Here is a 17,929-nt window from a genome sequence, read left to right as displayed (position 1 = left end):
ATAAATTAGTAGTAAGATGGATTGCTGTTATACGCGCTTTCTTAATACCTGGAAGCTAAATTTGTCTGATCTGAAATAGTTTACGGAATACAGGATCGGCTCATCGTTTTCATCAAAGTGCATTTGCTTTAAAACGAGTAACGCCGTTTCCGGCTCGCAATTTAGAATAGGGGAGATTTTATCGTGATATCCCATTGGTTCAATTTGTGCCACTGCATGGGTAATTCTCTTATTCTCCCGTTTTTCTAAAACAGTGAAAATCGAATTATCCTCATGTGTGAAATTCCTCGGCATGACTTTCTCAGGAATTTTGTCTACACAATATACAACCGGTTCCCCGTTTGCGGTTCGAACCCTTTCAATGAGGATCACATCGTCCTCTTCATTGCAAGTAAACCTCTTCACATCATCCTCAGTAGCTTCTTGAGTTGTTGAGCTTAAGAAAATGGTCCCTGGCTCCATACCAGCCTGTTTGATCATGTTCGTTACACTGTTCAGCTGCTCGATACCAGAAGTGAAGAGCGGCTTGGCGTTTACAAATGTACCTACACCATGACGTCGTACGATGACACTTTCTTCCTCAAGAATTCTGAGAGCTTCCCTAAGAGTCGCCCTACTTACACCTAATTGTTTGGAAAGATCGAATTCAGATGGGAGTTTTTCTTTTTCTTTGTATATTCCCGCTTCGATATCCTTCTTCAAACGGTCAATTACCTGTAAGTATAAATGCCGATTATCTGTTTTTATTGTCACTGGAACCACCACCACATTTTCTCAAGACATCAGACCTCTGATGTATATCTTTCCTACTAATCGAAAATACTATAACACTTTTCTTTTGATAAATAAATAGCATTGTGTGATTTTGTCGAAAAAAATGATTAGAATGACAATTTTGAATCCTTTTCTGTAAAAAAATTGAAAAAACAGTTGATAAATTGGGCTTAAATGGGATAAATTAACTACATTTTTACAGACAAAACGTTTTCCGTTATCATTTTTTACATACTCACAACAATGGCATTACATTTGTAAACGCTTTTAATAGTATAACACATTCGTGGATAAACCCGTATCTCTTTCATTAAAGCGTATTCAAATGGTGGAATTTGCTCATTTCAACCACAAAAAAAGGCATGTTACCCCCTTCGATATGAATAGAGTAACACACCTTCCATTATGAACTTTGCTCTTCTGATGGTTTGCCGACCAGTACGGTTCTGGGTTTACTGCCTTCATAAGGGCCAACGACTCCCCTTACTTCCATTTCATCGATCAATCTAGCAGCCCTCGTATAGCCGATCCTGAATCTCCTTTGAAGCATAGAAACGGATGCTGTTTGCATTTCCGCAATCAACTGGACGGCATCATGATATAACTCGTCTTCCGCTTCCCCAGACTTCCCATCCTCCGGCACTTCATCGGGAATCATTTCTTCCTGATATTGAGCCTTCTGTTGGGAGATGACAAAGTCGACGATTTCTTCTACTTCTTCATCTGATAAAAATGCACCTTGCACCCTTGTGGGCTTGGATGCCCCAACAGGCATAAAAAGCATATCGCCCCTTCCCAATAGCTTCTCAGCACCACCGGAATCCAGGATCGTTCTGGAATCGGTTTGGGACGATACGGCGAAGGCAATCCGAGACGGGATATTGGCTTTTATGACCCCTGTTATGACGTCTACCGATGGACGCTGCGTTGCTATAATAAGATGGATTCCGGCAGCACGTGCCATCTGTGCAAGCCTTGTGATGGCATCCTCCACGTCGCTCGAAGCTACCATCATGAGATCCGCCAGCTCGTCTACAATCACAACGATATAAGGCAGCAGGGGCTGTTTATCTTCATTTTCTATATTCTGTCTCTTAACGTAGTCATTGTAACCTTCAATATTCCTCGTTCCCGTATGAGAGAATAGCTCATACCTGCGCTCCATTTCACTTACAACCTTCTTTAAAGCCTGGGACGCTTTTTTGGCATCTGTTACCACGGGTGCCAGGAGATGTGGGACTCCATTGTATACGTTAAGTTCGACCATTTTCGGATCAATCATCATCATCTTTACCTCATGGGGCTTTGCCCTCATGAGTATACTCGTGATGATTCCATTGATACATACACTCTTACCGCTTCCTGTTGCCCCTGCTACTAGTAAGTGAGGCATTTTATTCAACTCAGCGAGCACCGCTTCACCGGTAATATCACGTCCTAAGCCAATTTGCAGTTTGGCATCGGGTTTGTTATGCTCCTTCGCTTCAAGTACCTCCCGCAGGGACACCATGGCTACTTCTGAGTTCGGGACCTCAATACCGATGGCCGATTTACCCGGAATCGGGGCTTCAATCCGAATATCTTTCGCTGCCAGGGCCAACGCCAGGTCATCACTCAAGTTGACGATCCTGCTTACTTTCACCCCTACATCTGGATGTACTTCATACTTTGTGACTGCAGGACCAAGATGGACTTGCGTCACTTTCGCCTTTACCCCGAAGCTTTGAAATGTTCTTTCAAGCTTAGCCGCGTTGGCATGTATCAATTGATATTCGTTACTCTGATCCGTTTTTCTCGGGGTTTTTAATAAAGAGATTGAAGGAAGCTTGTAATCTTTATTTTCCACTTCCGTAAAGGTGATTGGCGGGGCTGCTTCCGCTTCCCCTTTCGAATCGCCCTCTTTTTCAGATGAAGAAGCCTCTTTATCATTACTTGTCCCGCCTCGTGAAGAGACTGGATCATCTTTTGATTGTGATCCGCCATATGCACGCTCTGCGAAGTTCGAAATGATCGGTTCCCGCGTTTCTTCTTCCACGGGAAGCATTGGTTCAGGGGGTTCCTCTTTTCTCAATGGTGTATCTTGCTTTTTCTTCTCTTTTATTTCTTTTTTCTTAGATTGCTCTTCTTTCCAGTCGCTCATATCCTGTTTAAATGCAGACCATTGCCCACTCATGAACGCACCAAAGCGTTTCCCTGCTCTTCCAAGTACGTCCCCAATAGATTTACCAGTCACGAGGATGATGCCGATCATAATGAAAGTTGCGCTGACGATCCTCGCTCCCTGTGAATCAAATAGAAAGTAGGAAACTGCAAACAGGATGCTGCCGATCATTCCTCCCCCAAGGTCGGATGTACTGGATTCACCATTGACGTCCATCCAATATAAGTCCCACGTATTCATGATGACACTGGGATTAGAGAATGAACCGCCATTTGAAAGGAGATCGAATAGTTTCACATGACTTAATAGGAGGAAGCTTGCAATGATGATGTACACCCCGACAAGTCTCCTGCTGAACAACATCGGTACCTCTCGTTTAATCATCAGGTAGCCCGCTACATACAGCATCCATAGAAGGGCTATCATATACCATTCCCCTAGGAAAAAACGATAAAAATATACAAGTGCCTTTCCAACGGCTCCAAGCTCAATGATGGATATCAAGCTTAATGCGGAAAGGATCAATCCGATGATCTCATACTTGATCGTCTGTTTCAGTGCAGTGCCGGTTTGGGAGCGTTTTTTTCTTTTTTTCCGTTTTGCCAATCCATTCACCTAAATTCTGTTGAAGTCTATCTGAGTTATGTACTAAAAGATGACGAAAGGGCCGACCCTTTGGGGCATTGTATGTGCCTAAGGTGTCAAACCCTTCCCGTGAACTTATCGTATCTACTGTCTTCTGAGTAATATTATAACATAACCACTATTTCGGGAAAATCCTCTTTCTCACTTAATTGTTGAGATATTCCCCTGGGCATATCTGATCATTTAAGTAATGGGCGGGATCACTGCTCATGACCCTGATGATTCGATATTTGTTTTCCTCCTGCTGAACCAGAAGGGGAACGCCCTGATAGTTTATCATCATTTGTCCGCTGAATTCACTTCCATCGGTCGGGAACACCAGGTCATTGGGAACCATTGTATAGAGGATCATTGCACTAGCCCCTCTTGAGTATCTGCATGCTTCTTCATCTCGATCAATTCATTGATCTTTCTGATTGCCGACCCGATGCCGCCAATCCCATCGATCAATCCGTACCCCACGGCATCATCCCCTACCACATTCGTACCTATATCTCTAGTGAGGTTCCCTTTTGCAAACATAAGGTCTTTAAAATCCTCTTCGGTGATATTGCTGTGGTTAGTGACAAAGCTGACTACCCGATCCTGCATTTTATCCAGATACTCAAAAGTTTGGGGTACACCGATGACTAAACCGGTTAATCGAACAGGGTGGATCGTCATGGTAGCCGTACTTGCAATGAAAGAGTGGTCGCAAGATACAGCAATTGGAACCCCGATGCTATGTCCTCCCCCAAGCACGACTGAAACAGTAGGTTTGGATAATGAGGCTATCATTTCGGAAATGGCCAGACCTGCTTCTACATCTCCCCCCACAGTATTCAGAATCACAACCAGCCCTTCGATCTTGGGATTTTGTTCAATGGCCACAAGCTGGGGGATGACATGCTCATACTTTGTTGTTTTATTTTGAGGTGGAAGCTGCATATGTCCTTCTATCTGACCCACAATGGTGAGGCAGTGAATATTGGAGTCTTGAGAAAGTTGTGGAACATTCGTTTGACCCAGCTGTTGAATCTTTTCCATCAATCCAGATGGTTTGTCTTTCTGATCATCCTGTCCTTTGTTTGGCTCATCCTGCATATGTTCACGATTTTGTTCCATGAAAACATCTCCTTTTCATTCCCATTCTCTTGTTATTATTTTAATATGGGAGTGTTTTCATACTTTATTCTTTAGGGTTCAAATAAATATGAGGCTATTTGTTCGTAACAAATAGCCTCCCACTTTATACTTCCATGATAATCGGTAAAATCATTGGTCTTCTTCGTGTTTTATTAAATAGGAAATAATTTAGTTGATCCCGGATGTCCTGCTTGATCGCTGTCCATTCAAAAGATCCTTTTTGCAGATAGGAATGAACCACATCCGTCACGATTCCCCCTGCCCCTTCGATCAATTCCTCGGACTCCCTCACGTATACGAATCCCCTGGAGATGATTTCAGGTCCTGAGACGATAGACTTGGATCTTCTGTTGATGGTGATGACAACCGTAAACACACCGTCTTCCGATAATAACTTACGATCACGAAGGACAATATTCCCTACGTCCCCAACACCGATTCCATCGATCAATACATTACCTGCCTGAACACGGCCGCTCATTCTCATCTTCCCATCTTTATATTGAAGCACATCCCCCTTATCCATGATAAAGATCTGCTTATAAGGAAGTCCCGTATCATGTGCGAGCTGAGTATGAGCGACAAGCATTTTATATTCACCCTGGATCGGTATGAAGTACTTGGGTTTCATGATATTCAACATGAACTTTAAGTCTTCCTGACTCCCATGACCTGACACATGAACCTTTTTTGTCGCGGTTAACACATTTGCCCCGGCTCTATACAGCATGTCGATCGTCCTGCCCACAATCACTTCCATGCCTGGGGAAGGTGTGGCGGTAATGAGGACGGTGTCACCTTCTTCAATGTTTACAAGACGATGGGAACGCTTGGACATCCGTTGAAGGGCCTCAAACGGTTCTCCTTGAGTTCCAGTTGCTATGATGAGGACTTCATCTTTAGGATAATCCTCCATTTCGTCAATTCCAATGATCATTTCATCCCGGACATGAAGGTATCCGAGTTTCAAGGCTACATCATAGACTCTCTTTAAGCTCTTACCGACCACAGCCACTTTTCGATTATTCTGCTCCGCTGCATCAAATACCTGCTGAAGACGAATTAAATTCGAGGCGAAGCATGACACAATCACTCTCCCTGATGCTTTTCTCAAGGCGTCCGTGATATGTTGTTCGATAACCGACTCTGGTGTTGTAAACCCTGGTCTCTCGGCCTCTTTACTGTCAGACAACAGACAAAGGACACCCTTCTCACCGATTTGCGCCATCTTGCCTAAATCAGGACGGTAAAGATGCTTTGCGGATTGATCGAACTTGAATTCGCCTGTATGGACGATGACTCCTTCAGAGGTATGTATGCAAACCCCGACTGAATCAGGAATACTGTGCGTGGTTTTAAAGAACGTAACATTCACACCGTCAAAAGTAAGATAGCTGTCAGAATGAATCGTATAGAACTTCACATCATCCCTGATATGTTCATCCTTCAAGCGTGCCTTTACCAATGCATTCGTTAAGCGTGTTCCATAGACTGGAGCCTTGATCTTCGTTAATACATATGAAATCGCTCCAATACTGTCTTCATGTCCATGAGTCAGGAAGATCCCTTTTACCCGTTCTTTATTTTCAATCAAATAGTGAATGTCAGGAATGACGATATCGATCCCGAGCATTTCATTTTCAGGAAACATTAGTCCTGCGTCGATCACGAATATTTCATGGTCAACTTCAATCACGTACATGTTCTTGCCAATCTCTCCCACTCCCCCGAGTGGTATCACCTTAATGCTTTCATTCTTTATCTTACTCACCATTATGTCCTCCTATGCTGTGCCTTCCCCGATCTTTAATCAGTTATATTCATTATACTTGATACCATTTTGGTAGTACAACCAATTTTATCCTTCGTATTCAGGATTAGGAAAAAGACTGCAATCATTTATTCTACGTTACTATTTCGATACGGTAAGAATAAATCCTTCTTCTTTTGAATAATTATCTCTCTCAGAGTACAAAAGGATCTTGCCCTATAAGAAAAAACAAAAGACCGTGAAGGACATCTCTTCACAGTCTTTAGGATATAGCAAGTGCATTATATTAAGATAACGCTTCGAGCAAGTGAGACAGTTTTGCTCTTTCCACTTCTGTTAAGGGGATCAGTGGCAATCGCACAGAGCCAACGTCCAGGCCTTTCATCTGGAGGGCCGTTTTGACCGGAGTGGGGTTCGGGCTAGTAAACAGGCCTTTCATGATCGGAAGGAGCTTTTGATGCATTTGCGCTGCATGGATGATGTTCCCTCCTAAAAAGGATGAGACCATCTCCTGCATCTCATTTCCGATGACATGGGAAGCCACTGACACAATTCCCGCTCCTCCAATGGATAATACCGGCAAGGTGAGACCGTCATCACCACTGTACAACATAAAATCATCTGTCGTATGGGAAATGATTTCAGTCATACTGTCCAGATCCCCACTTGCTTCTTTCACAGCAACAATGTTCTCAATCTTTGAGAGACGAATAATCGTTTCAGGTGAGACATTGACGCTTGATCTGCCCGGAATATTATAAAGCATGACAGGTAAGGAAGTTGATTCTGCAATCACCTTAAAATGCTGGTACATTCCTTCCTGACTCGGCTTATTATAATAAGGCGCTACAAGCATGATGGCATCGACGCCTGCCTCCTCCGCCTTTTTAGTAAGTTCGATCGAAGCATGGGTGTTGTTGCTTCCCGTCCCGGCAATGACCGGAATTCTGCCATTCCCCACTTTCACGACATGACGGAATAGTGCGATCTTTTCTTCTTTCGTTAACGTGGGAGACTCACCGGTAGTGCCTGCTACTACTAATGAATCGGATCCATTTTCGATCAGATAATGGATTAATTGCGTCGTTTTAGTAAAATCAATATTTCCTTTACGGTCAAATGGCGTAACCATCGCCGTAGAAACGCGGCCAAAATTCAATCTAGTCACTCTCCTCGTATGTTTATCCCACTCTGAATGTAGCATTTCCTTCTTGCAATTGGAATGTATCATGAAGGCCATTGATGGCATTGATCAAGTCAATTTCCTTCACCAGAATCCAGATGGTCGTATGGCTGTCTGCTGATTGAAGTATACGGATCCCTTCGTTGGATAGGGAAGAAACAATAGCAGAGGTCACCCCGGGGACACCTGTCATTCCCGCCCCCACCACTGAGATCTTGGCACATTCCGATTCTATGATGGGGTTATGCCCTATCTTTCTTAATACCCTGATCGCATCATCCGCTACAGAAGAACCCACCGTGTATACGACACCTCTCGGGGAAATATTAATAAAATCGACGCTGATCCCCTCTTTGGCCATGGCTTTGAACACTTCGGCTTGAAGATTGTACTGGTCTTCCTTAGCGAATACTTTAATTTGGGTGAGGTTGGATACGTGAGCGATCCCTGTGACGGGGTTACTCCTGAACTCTTTATGGGCCTTTGTATTTTCCAGTGTCGTCACAAGAGTTCCTTCCCCATTTGAATAGGTTGAACGAATCCGTATCGGCACATTCGAATTCATGGCAATTTCAACCGCCCTAGGATGGATTACTTTGGCTCCCTGATATGCCATATTACACACTTCATTATATGAAACCACCGTTATCGGTCTTGCCTTGGAAGAAATACGTGGATCAGCAGTCATGACCCCTTCCACATCTGTAAAAATATCGATGTAGTCTGCTTTTAATGCGACACCAAGGGCTGAGGCGGAGGTATCGCTCCCCCCTCTGCCGATAGTTGTCACATCCCCGTCCTTGGTCGCTCCTTGAAAGCCTGCCACTACGACGGCATCATGATGTTCCAGTTCCCTTACCAACCGGCTGCATTTCATCTCTATAATTTTTGCATTGTTAAAATCGTTATTCGTCCGGAACCCTGCCTGAGCTCCGGTCAAGGCTGTTGATTGGATTCCATGCTCAAGGAGCATATTGGAAAATACCAGACTTGAAATGATTTCTCCACAGGATAATAAAAGGTCCTGCTCCCGTTTGCTGATTGAAGTGTTACTGCCACCGATTAATGACAACAGGGAATCTGTGGCGTAGGGTTCACCTTTTCTTCCCATTGCTGAAACGACTACCACCACTTTATACCCTTTATCAATTGCTTGTTTCGTATGGGCAATTGCCTTCAGGCGACTTGCCTCATCACGTACAGAAGTTCCACCAAATTTTTGAACGATCACTTTCATGACTACACCTCGTTGTCATATTCAAGAGGTATCTGGAAAACGATTAGTGGAATTATGCAAATTCATAGCTGAGATGATCCCTCTTCACTTAATTAGCCCCAGATTCATTAAACTTTCTGCGATTTGAACAGAATTCCAGGCAGCCCCCTTCAGTAAGTTGTCAGATACAACCCACATATGGAATCCTCTGTCTTCATCAAGATCCTTACGGACGCGACCCACAAATACATCCGGCTTACCTACAGCATGTGCAGGCATCGGATAAATTTGTTCTTCAGGTACATCTTCCAGGGTTACCCCAGGTGCATCTTGAAGAAGTGCGTGGATATCTTTCACCGAAACAGAATCCTTCTCAATTTCAATATATACACTTTCGGAGTGACCTGTTACAACCGGTAATCTGACACATGTCGCTGATACCTTTAGAGAAGGCATATGCATGATCTTTTTCGTTTCATTGATCATTTTCATTTCTTCGAATGTAAAGCCATTGTCCTGAAATGCATCAATTTGAGGAATGGCATTATAAGCAATCTGATAATGTTTTTTGTCGCCTTTTACAGGTAACACACCGGGTTCAAATGATTCGCCGGATAAAATGGCCTGTGATTGCGCGTGGAGTTCATCGATGGCAACGGCACCGGCGCCTGAAACGGCTTGATAAGTGGATACGATTACTTTCTTCAAGCCATACTGCTTGCGGATCGGTTCGAGTGCTGCAACCATTTGAATCGTCGAACAGTTCGGATTGGCAATGATTCCGTTGTGAAGCTTAATGTCCTCTTCATTTACTTCCGGGACTACAAGTGGAACATCCGGATCCATTCGATATGCACTCGTATTGTCGACTACGACTGCCCCGCGTTTTACGGCTTCAGGAGCAAGAAGTTTTGATACACTTCCACCTGCACTGAATAAAGCGATGTCGACCCCTTCAAAACTTTCAGGCTTCGCTTCTTCAACCGTCCAATCTTTCCCTTTAAATATGACAGTGGAACCCGCAGAACGTGCTGATGATAGTAAAGTTAATTGTTTTATTGGAAAATCCCTTTTTTCTAATGTTTGAAGCATTTGTTGTCCTACGGCACCGGTGGCACCCACAACAGCTACATGAAATCCCGTTGTATTCAAAATCTTCTCTCCTTCCAACCATTCAATATTCTCATAGTACAATAGGTAAGTTAATTTAGTCTATTACTATAATAAAGAATATTTTAACATAAACAATTATTCGACAATAGGATTTTTTATTGATGATTCCGGGTTCGTATATCTTTACATGCATGAAAAGAAGGTCATCTGAATTTCTCGAGAGGATGACCTTCTGCTTGAATTAATCTAAATATCTTTCGATGACGACGGGTTGAAGCTGACGCCCTTCCATCGCCGATTCGATCGTCTCCTGAATCATCGTCATTCTGGCAACCATCGACTTTGGTTTACTTTCAGGTGCATCCTGCCCAAATGGAATAAAATAAATATCTTTCGTTGAAATTAATCTCATCAGATTTATACCATTTAATCCCAGAGCATCATTTGTGGAAATTCCGAGTACTACAGGGCGGTGGTTACGTAATGTTGCTTTGGCGGCCATTAACACTGGTGAATCGGTCATTGCATTGGCAAATTTACTCATTGAATTACCTGTAAGGGGGGCAATCACCATACAATCCAGTGGAAGCTTCGGACCAAGGGGTTCTGCCTTCACGATTGAATCGATCACTTTATGCCCGGTTACGTCTTCGATTCGTTTGATCCAATCTTCTCCTTTACCGAATCTTGTTTCAGTATTCATAACGGTAGATGTTACAATCGGCATGACTTCCGCTCCATTATTCACTAATCTCTCAATTTCGGGGAATACTGCATCATACGTACAATGAGATCCTGTGAGACCAAACCCGATACGTTTTCCTTTCACACTCATGATGAACTCTCCTTTCCTGAATCAAAATCTGCCTCTAATAATTGACAAAGAACATTCGCCAGGATCTGCCCTGCCGTTTTCGGTGCTACGATTCCTGGGAGCCCAGGGGCTAACAATGCTTTAATCCCGCGTTTTTCTGCATAACGAAAGTCTGTACCGCCCGGCTTTGAAGCCAAATCGATAATTAATGTATGGGCAGGCATTTTGGCTATGACGCCAGCCTTCACTATATGCACCGGAATTGTATTAATACAAATATCACAATTTTCAACCTCTTTTTCCAAATCATCCAAGTGGAATGGCACTAACCCCATTTCTGTCACCCGGGCCAAATGCTCACTTTTGCGCACTCCGACCTTCACCCTTCCGCCTAAATGATGAAACGTCCTGGCCACACTCATACCCACTCTGCCAAGCCCCAAAATCACGATGTCGGATCCGTGAATCGTAAAGTCTGTATGTTGAATAGCCATCATAATCGTTCCCTCTACTGTAGGGATGGAATTATAGATGGCAACGTCGTCTCTTTCAAACAACTGAACAAGTTTGTGGTTCGTTGAAGACATGATTTGATCCAAGTACGCATTACTAATTCCTGAATAGATCGTACAGTGCTCTGGCGTTTCAGATACAATTTCTTCCGTTAACACGATTTTCTCATTTGAAAATATCGTATCTATTTCTCCTTGTAGACTCGTGCCGGGTACAGGTAAAATTATGGCATCCATCACTGAAAAGTCCACTTCACCTAGTTTTTCCTTCGTAGCACCTGTAAAGGCATGATCTAGTTGTTCAAAACCTACGAGTGATATTTTGGCATCTAACTCCGTAAGCTTTCGAATAATCTCAAGTTGACGAGCATCTCCGCCTAGAACTGCGATCTGCATTCCGGTCAGCATCACTGATTTCACCTACTTTTTACATAATCGCTATTCTAAATCCCTTTTCACTTCAACAGTGTATGTAGCACACACCCAATGGGTGAGAAGAAAAGCAAGTATGGATGGTTTTAGAAAAGCAGGCAAAATAAAAAACGGGCCAGGACCCGTTTTCTGTGTTGATGTAGTATTTAATTAGTCATCCGAGACTTCCAAAATGATCATATCTGCCCCGATTGTCCTGATCTGATGCCAGGGAACCCGGATTTCTCCTCCCTGCTTCCTCAGCCATTTCCCGGTAGGGATGATCAGCGCATTGATGCTGCCTGACTTATCATTAAATTCAAGATCTGTCTGCCCCAGAATACCAAGCCGCTCCGCTTTTTTATAATCAACGATTTCCTTCCCGCTTAATTCACTTAACCTCATGATCGTGTCCTCCTAAAAAAAGCTATGTAGTACAATGTATACACTGTCCACATATTTTAGAAGAAGAACTTATCGTTCCATTAAAGTAGTGTTTAGTTAAAAAGAAAATCCGAACGATCATTCGAGTTTCTTTATTTGAAATTCGAAATCGTTCGGATTCATCATTTGGCTATTTACGTAAATATTTTTGGTTTGGATGTAGTGAGAAGTGGTTGATTTCCGCTCCAGGTGCTCGCTTTCCGCGGGGCGTGAGTTGAGCCTCCTCGGGCTAAAGCCCTGCGGGGTCTCAAGATCCAGCTACGGTGGCTAGCCCCTCGAGGTCATAAGCTAAATGGTCCAAGAAGGCACAAAAACGCCTTCTTAGCCCATTCATCTTATGCTTGTCAGGGCTGAGCAAGCCACCTCCGCTTTTCAGGCTTTCCCGCATTTCCCGCAGGAGTCGAGCACCTTCCGCTACAATCAACTTTCCAAGTGTAAGTGTCTCACTATAACAACTACACCATTGCATATGCCAACTCTAATTCTATTAGTTGAAGTGAGCGATTACAGTTAATCATACAAATACTCTTTCTTACCAGATGTGACATTCTACTCCAACTCACCTTAAATGACCGAACAATAATAACAAGAACCTTAGTGAAATGGACCTTTTATTATTATTGTTGTTAAAGCATATTCAGTGTATTATAGCAGGTTCTAGCTGTTGATTGTAGTGCAAGACGAAGACTCCTACGGGAAAAGCGGAATAGGTGAGACCCCGCAGGAGCGAAAAGCGACGAGGAGGCTCGCCTTCCGCCCGAGGAAAGCGAAGTCTTGCACGGAAATCGGGCAGCGGTATTGCAAGTGACCCTAACTAATTATTTGATTATTTGTCATTAGAGGGAATGGATTTAGTTATGTCCCTATCTCTTTACGTTCATTTTTTCATATTTTGAGGCAGGTTTCCATCCGGGCTGATGAGTGATGAAGCGTAGTCATCTGTGAAGAGGTCCAAAGCCAGACGATTGACTTTATCCATGGTCACTCCATCGATTTCTTCGACGATTTCATCCAGTGTCCGGTGTCGTTTCAGCAGTAATTCATTCTTTCCGTTCCTGCTCATACGGCTATTGGTGCTCTCTAAGCTCAGCATAAGGTTTCCTTTTAACTGCTCTTTGCTGTTTTGCAGTTCTTTAGGGGTGATCCCTTCTGCTTTAAGAGCTTGCAGTGTACTGTCAATAGTATCGAATAATTGATCTAATTGATTGGCCCCCGTTCCCCCATAAATGGTCACCATCCCACTGTCTTCGTATGCGGAATGATAGGAAAATACAGAATAGGCAAGTCCTCTCTGTTCGCGGACCTCCTGGAACAGACGGGAAGACATACTGCCACCCAATACGTTATTCAACACAATCAAATTGTAAATGTCGGGGTGACCGATCTCAAGACCATCGAAACCTAAGCATAAATGTGCCTGTTCCGTGTCTTTCTTACGGGCAAGTTTATTGTAATGAAAAGCAGGCTTTAGCCTCTCTTCCGGCCCTTTTCCACCTTCATATGAACCGAATAACTTTTCAACTTCTTTGATGAATGTCTCATCCACATTTCCCGCAACGGATACTACTACCTGATCAGGTGTGTACATGTCATGCATGTATTCCTTCAATTTAGACTGATTAAATGTGTTCAGTGTATCTTCCGTTCCCAAAATCGGATACCCCAGTGGATGCTCTTCATAAATTGCCTTACTAAGTAGGTCATGGACAATATCGTCAGGAGTATCTTCATACATTTTGATTTCCTCATACACCACATTTTTTTCTTTATTCAATTCCTCTTCTACATAGGTAGAGTTAAAGAACATATCAGAAAGTGTATGTAATGCATAATCCGCATGATTGTCCAATACTTTTGCATAATAGCACGTATATTCCTTTGAAGTAAATGCATTTACCTGTCCGCCTATGCTGTCAAAGGACTCGGCTATTTCACGAGCAGTTTTGGTCTTTGTGCCTTTAAAAAACATATGCTCAAGAAAATGGGAGATCCCATTATTTTGTTCGGTTTCATTACGTGAGCCGGTTCCAATCCAGACCCCTATTGCTACGGAGCGAACGTGTGGAATTTCTTCCAGTACGATTCGCAATCCATTTTGGCATGTATATTTCTTAATCAAGAAAGTTCCTCCTATTCATGATGCGAAGTTACTGCTTCTTCTTACTATCTCCTTGTTGTGTTGAATTATCTGCCTCATCTACGATTCTCTCTTCTTTCACTAAACTTGAGATCGTGCCCAGCCTTAAATTTTTTTCTTTTATTTGAAGAATCAGTGTGTTCAAGGAATTGGCTGTTGAAGCTGTAGGATGCATGAGCACAATCGCCCCTTTGTGCATCTTACCCATTACACGTTCTATCAGCACATTGGGTTGTGGTTTTTGCCAGTCAACCGTATCCACACTCCACATGATCGTCCTCATATGCATTTCATCTGCAATTTTCACGACTTCATCCCTGTAGCTGCCACTTGGGGGAGCAAACCACTTTACTTTTTCACCGGTGGTCACTTCAATCATTTCATTAGTTTTTTTCAATTCTTCTCTTACCTTGATGGCTTCAAGCACTTTCATATCAGGATGGGAATACGAGTGATTCCCCACCTCATGCCCTGCATCCACAATCATCTTCGCCAAGTCAGGGTTATTCTTCACCCATCTCCCCTCTAGAAAGAACGTAGCATATACCTGATGCTTTTTCAAAGTTGCAAGCATATCAGGGATGTATTCATTTCCCCACGCTACATTGATAATAAAGGACACCATGGGCTTATCAGGATTCCCTCGATAGACAGGAGATGCAGGTAAATCAGGTAAGTGCTTTTCAGGAGGGATTTGTTTATAAATCAGTTTGTCTTCATCAAACGATTTTTCTTTCTTCATGTTGTGTAAAGACGCCTCTACATCTACTTTCAATCCATTATATCCAGGTGTGGCTTTCCAAACGGTATCTATCACAGCATCCTGAGCCGGTATCTCTCTTGATTTGGCTTCCTCTTTTATCATACGGGTGAGGTCGTTTGTGCTGTTTAGCCCATTCACTACTACCGTCTCTTGTTTTAACCCGTTCACATACTGATTTGATAGAGGGTTCTCCACTACTACTAAAGTCAGAATAGCAATTAGACTAATTCCAATCAAGTATTTTTTTTCCATCCCTGTCCACCTTCCTTCTCCTACAAACATATGTAAGAAAAGAACAGGGTAGAACATGCGCCATTAAAGCTCATCGAACAGATAAAAAAAGCCGTCCCGGAGGAGAGTTTGCTCCCTACAGGACAGCCTGCCAATCTTAAAGATTAACCCTGGTTTTGTTCTTCCTTTTCGCGCTGTTCCTTAAGAACTGCTTTTCGTGATAAGTTGACTCTTCCTTGATTATCAATATCCAGAACCTTTACAAGGATCTCGTCACCGATCGCCACTACATCTTCCACCTTGCGGATACGTTCTTCTGCAAGTTCAGAAATATGGACAAGTCCATCTTTACCACTGAAGATTTCTACAAATGCACCGAATTTCTCAATTCGTTTCACTTTTCCAAGATACATTTGTCCAGCTTCAACTTCTCTAACGATATCTTCAATCGTTTTCTTAGCTACTTTATTCATCTCTTCATCAGTAGATGAGATGAATATCGTTCCGTCCTGCTCAATATCAATCTTAACGCCTGTTTCGTCGATGATCTTATTAATCTGCTTACCACTTGGCCCAATGACGTCGCGGATTTTATCAGGGTTAATATGCATGGTCAGGATTTTCGGAGCGTATTGGGACAGGCTCGTTCTTGCTTCACCGATTGTTGCTAACATGCTATCAAGAATCTGCATTCTTCCCTTTTTAGCTTGTTGAAGTGCTTCTTCAAGAATTTCACGGGATAACCCATCAATTTTGATATCCATTTGAAGAGCGGTTACACCTTTAGAAGTCCCGGCTACTTTAAAGTCCATGTCACCAAGGTGATCTTCCATTCCCTGAATGTCTGTCAGGATGGAGTAATTTTCACCTGACTTGATCAGACCCATTGCAATCCCGGCTACAGGCGCTTTAATAGGAACACCGGCATCCATCATTGCGAGTGTGCTTGCACAAATACTTGCTTGAGAAGTTGAACCGTTTGATTCGAGTACTTCTGATACAAGTCGAATTGTATAAGGGAAGTCTTTTTCGTTTGGAATAATTGGGTCAAGAGCCTTTTCCCCCAATGCTCCGTGTCCGATTTCACGGCGACCCGGTCCTCTGATTGGTCCTGTGGACCCTACACTGAATTGAGGGAAGTTATAATGGTGCATAAATCGTTTTGATTCTTCAATTCCCAGGCCATCAAGTACCTGAACATCTCCTAAAGCACCCAGCGTACAAATACTTAGTGCTTGAGTTTGTCCACGGGTAAATAATCCTGAACCGTGAGTTCTTGGCAATAAACCGACCTCTGAGGACAATGGACGGATTTCGTCAACTTTTCGGCCATCTGGACGGACCTTGTCTTCTGTGATCAGACGGCGAACTTCATTTTTCACAAGCATATCCAATACTTTTTTCACTTGTTTCAAGGTAGCTTCATCAGCTTCCTTCTCTCCCTCATAAACGGCCATCACTTTATCTTTAACAGTTCCGATGGCTTCTTCACGAGCATGCTTTTCTTGAACTTGAATGGCAGGAATCAATTCACTTTCACATAAGGAACGAACCTCTGCTTCAACGTCTTGATCTAATTCAACAAGTTGAATTTTAGATTTTTCTTTACCGACTTTAGCGACGATTTCCTCCTGGAAAGCAACCAGACGCTTAATCTCTTCATGACCGAACATGATCGCTTCAAGCATTGTCTCTTCAGGAACCTCATCTGCACCCGCTTCTACCATATTAATGGCATCTTTCGTACCAGCTACAGATAAATGAATCTCACTCTTCTCCAATTGCTCGACCGAAGGGTTAATGATGAATTCCCCATCAACAAGACCAACAATCACTCCTGCTATCGGACCTTCGAACGGGATATCTGAAACCGATAGCGCTAATGAAGAACCAAACATAGCTGCCATTTCGGATGAGCAATTCTGGTCTACACTCATCACAATGCTGATTACTTGAACTTCATTACGGAATCCATCTGCGAACAATGGACGGATGGGACGATCTATTAAGCGGCTCGCAAGGATGGCTTTCTCACTCGGGCGACCTTCACGTTTAATGAATCCTCCAGGGATTTTACCTACTGCATATAATCTCTCTTCATAGTTAACGGTTAATGGGAAGAAATCCAAAGGTTTTGGTTCTTTCGAAGCTGTAGCACTGCTAAGTACTGCAGTATCTCCATAACGTACCATTACCGCTCCATTCGCTTGTTTGGCAAATTGGCCAACTTCGACCGTCAATTCTCTTCCGGCCCATTCGATGGAAAAGGTTTGTTTAGTTTGTTCCATAAAGTGTACCCCTCTCTTTATATATCACTAAAAGGTTCGGCCTGTACCCAACCCGGATAAACATAAAATAATCTATATCATGCACATATGCGCTGTTATATTCGTTTGATTTGAATCCCTGCTGACTATGTAAATACAGGATGTTGTATCAAGGCGGATGCCAGACCCATTATACGATGGGTTTCCTTCCACATTGTATACATATTATGTATTTTAGACAAAAACGAGAAAAATGAATACTTTAAATGATGAAAATGTATAAAAAGAAGTGGAGGATCATACAAAGATTTCCACTTATGAAAGCTAAAGAAAAAGCGGGACATAATCCCGCTTCCTTTGTC

The 17,929-nt window shown here is 43.0% G+C and carries 14 protein-coding genes; all 14 read right to left on the bottom strand.

What is annotated here, in order from left to right; genetic code table 11:
* Positions 1-27: 27 nt before the first annotated feature.
* The 14 genes from AC0VXY_RS09610 to pnp all read right to left on the bottom strand — a co-directional run bounded on the left by AC0VXY_RS09610 (position 28) and on the right by pnp (position 17,588).
* Positions 28-753, bottom strand: coding sequence for a GntR family transcriptional regulator (locus AC0VXY_RS09610; RefSeq protein ID WP_060669639.1), 726 nt, complete (start codon positions 751-753; stop codon positions 28-30).
* Between the two features lie 424 nt (positions 754-1,177).
* Complete coding sequence (locus AC0VXY_RS09605) at positions 1,178-3,541, bottom strand: DNA translocase FtsK (protein ID WP_435991253.1); 2,364 nt, start codon at positions 3,539-3,541, stop codon at positions 1,178-1,180.
* Between the two features lie 184 nt (positions 3,542-3,725).
* Positions 3,726-3,932, bottom strand: a complete 207-nt coding sequence (locus tag AC0VXY_RS09600) for a YlzJ-like family protein (RefSeq protein ID WP_034760106.1) — start codon at positions 3,930-3,932, stop codon at positions 3,726-3,728.
* Complete coding sequence (locus tag AC0VXY_RS09595) at positions 3,929-4,663, bottom strand: ClpP family protease (protein ID WP_435994532.1); 735 nt, start codon at positions 4,661-4,663, stop codon at positions 3,929-3,931. The genes AC0VXY_RS09600 and AC0VXY_RS09595 overlap by 4 nt, the downstream gene beginning before the upstream one ends.
* Before the next feature lie 145 nt (positions 4,664-4,808).
* Positions 4,809-6,476, bottom strand: a complete 1,668-nt coding sequence (locus AC0VXY_RS09590; protein ID WP_475527845.1) for a ribonuclease J — start codon at positions 6,474-6,476, stop codon at positions 4,809-4,811.
* A 286-nt stretch (positions 6,477-6,762) separates the two neighbouring features.
* A complete protein-coding gene (dapA, locus tag AC0VXY_RS09585) occupies positions 6,763-7,635 on the bottom strand; it encodes a 4-hydroxy-tetrahydrodipicolinate synthase (protein WP_475527616.1) in 873 nt (290 codons plus the stop codon).
* A 22-nt stretch (positions 7,636-7,657) separates the two neighbouring features.
* The gene (gene dapG, locus AC0VXY_RS09580; RefSeq protein ID WP_475527615.1) at positions 7,658-8,896 is read right to left on the bottom strand and encodes an aspartate kinase; all 1,239 of its coding nucleotides are present in this window, start codon (positions 8,894-8,896) and stop codon (positions 7,658-7,660) included.
* Between the two features lie 84 nt (positions 8,897-8,980).
* Complete coding sequence (gene asd / locus AC0VXY_RS09575; RefSeq protein WP_435994536.1) at positions 8,981-10,030, bottom strand: aspartate-semialdehyde dehydrogenase; 1,050 nt, start codon at positions 10,028-10,030, stop codon at positions 8,981-8,983.
* A 199-nt stretch (positions 10,031-10,229) separates the two neighbouring features.
* Positions 10,230-10,823 (bottom strand): dipicolinate synthase subunit B, encoded by a 594-nt coding sequence (gene dpaB / locus AC0VXY_RS09570; protein WP_435991260.1) that lies wholly within the window; start codon positions 10,821-10,823, stop codon positions 10,230-10,232.
* Positions 10,820-11,722: a dipicolinic acid synthetase subunit A gene (gene dpaA, locus AC0VXY_RS09565; RefSeq protein WP_475527844.1), complete on the bottom strand. Its 903-nt coding sequence runs from the start codon at positions 11,720-11,722 to the stop codon at positions 10,820-10,822. The genes dpaB and dpaA overlap by 4 nt, the downstream gene beginning before the upstream one ends.
* Positions 11,723-11,896: 174 nt before the next feature.
* The gene (locus AC0VXY_RS09560) at positions 11,897-12,130 is read right to left on the bottom strand and encodes a YlmC/YmxH family sporulation protein (RefSeq protein WP_060669651.1); all 234 of its coding nucleotides are present in this window, start codon (positions 12,128-12,130) and stop codon (positions 11,897-11,899) included.
* A gap of 916 nt (positions 12,131-13,046) precedes the next feature.
* The gene (locus AC0VXY_RS09555) at positions 13,047-14,288 is read right to left on the bottom strand and encodes a M16 family metallopeptidase (protein ID WP_475527614.1); all 1,242 of its coding nucleotides are present in this window, start codon (positions 14,286-14,288) and stop codon (positions 13,047-13,049) included.
* Between the two features lie 28 nt (positions 14,289-14,316).
* Complete coding sequence (locus tag AC0VXY_RS09550; protein WP_435991266.1) at positions 14,317-15,321, bottom strand: polysaccharide deacetylase family protein; 1,005 nt, start codon at positions 15,319-15,321, stop codon at positions 14,317-14,319.
* 143 nt (positions 15,322-15,464) lie between these two features.
* Complete coding sequence (pnp, locus tag AC0VXY_RS09545; RefSeq protein ID WP_475527613.1) at positions 15,465-17,588, bottom strand: polyribonucleotide nucleotidyltransferase; 2,124 nt, start codon at positions 17,586-17,588, stop codon at positions 15,465-15,467.
* Positions 17,589-17,929: the final 341 nt, after the last annotated feature.

Source organism: Rossellomorea sp. QJM3NY_18 (genome assembly GCF_056173145.1).
The sequence above is the reverse complement of the archived record's forward strand: the minus strand, read 5'-3'. Positions and strand labels throughout refer to the sequence as shown.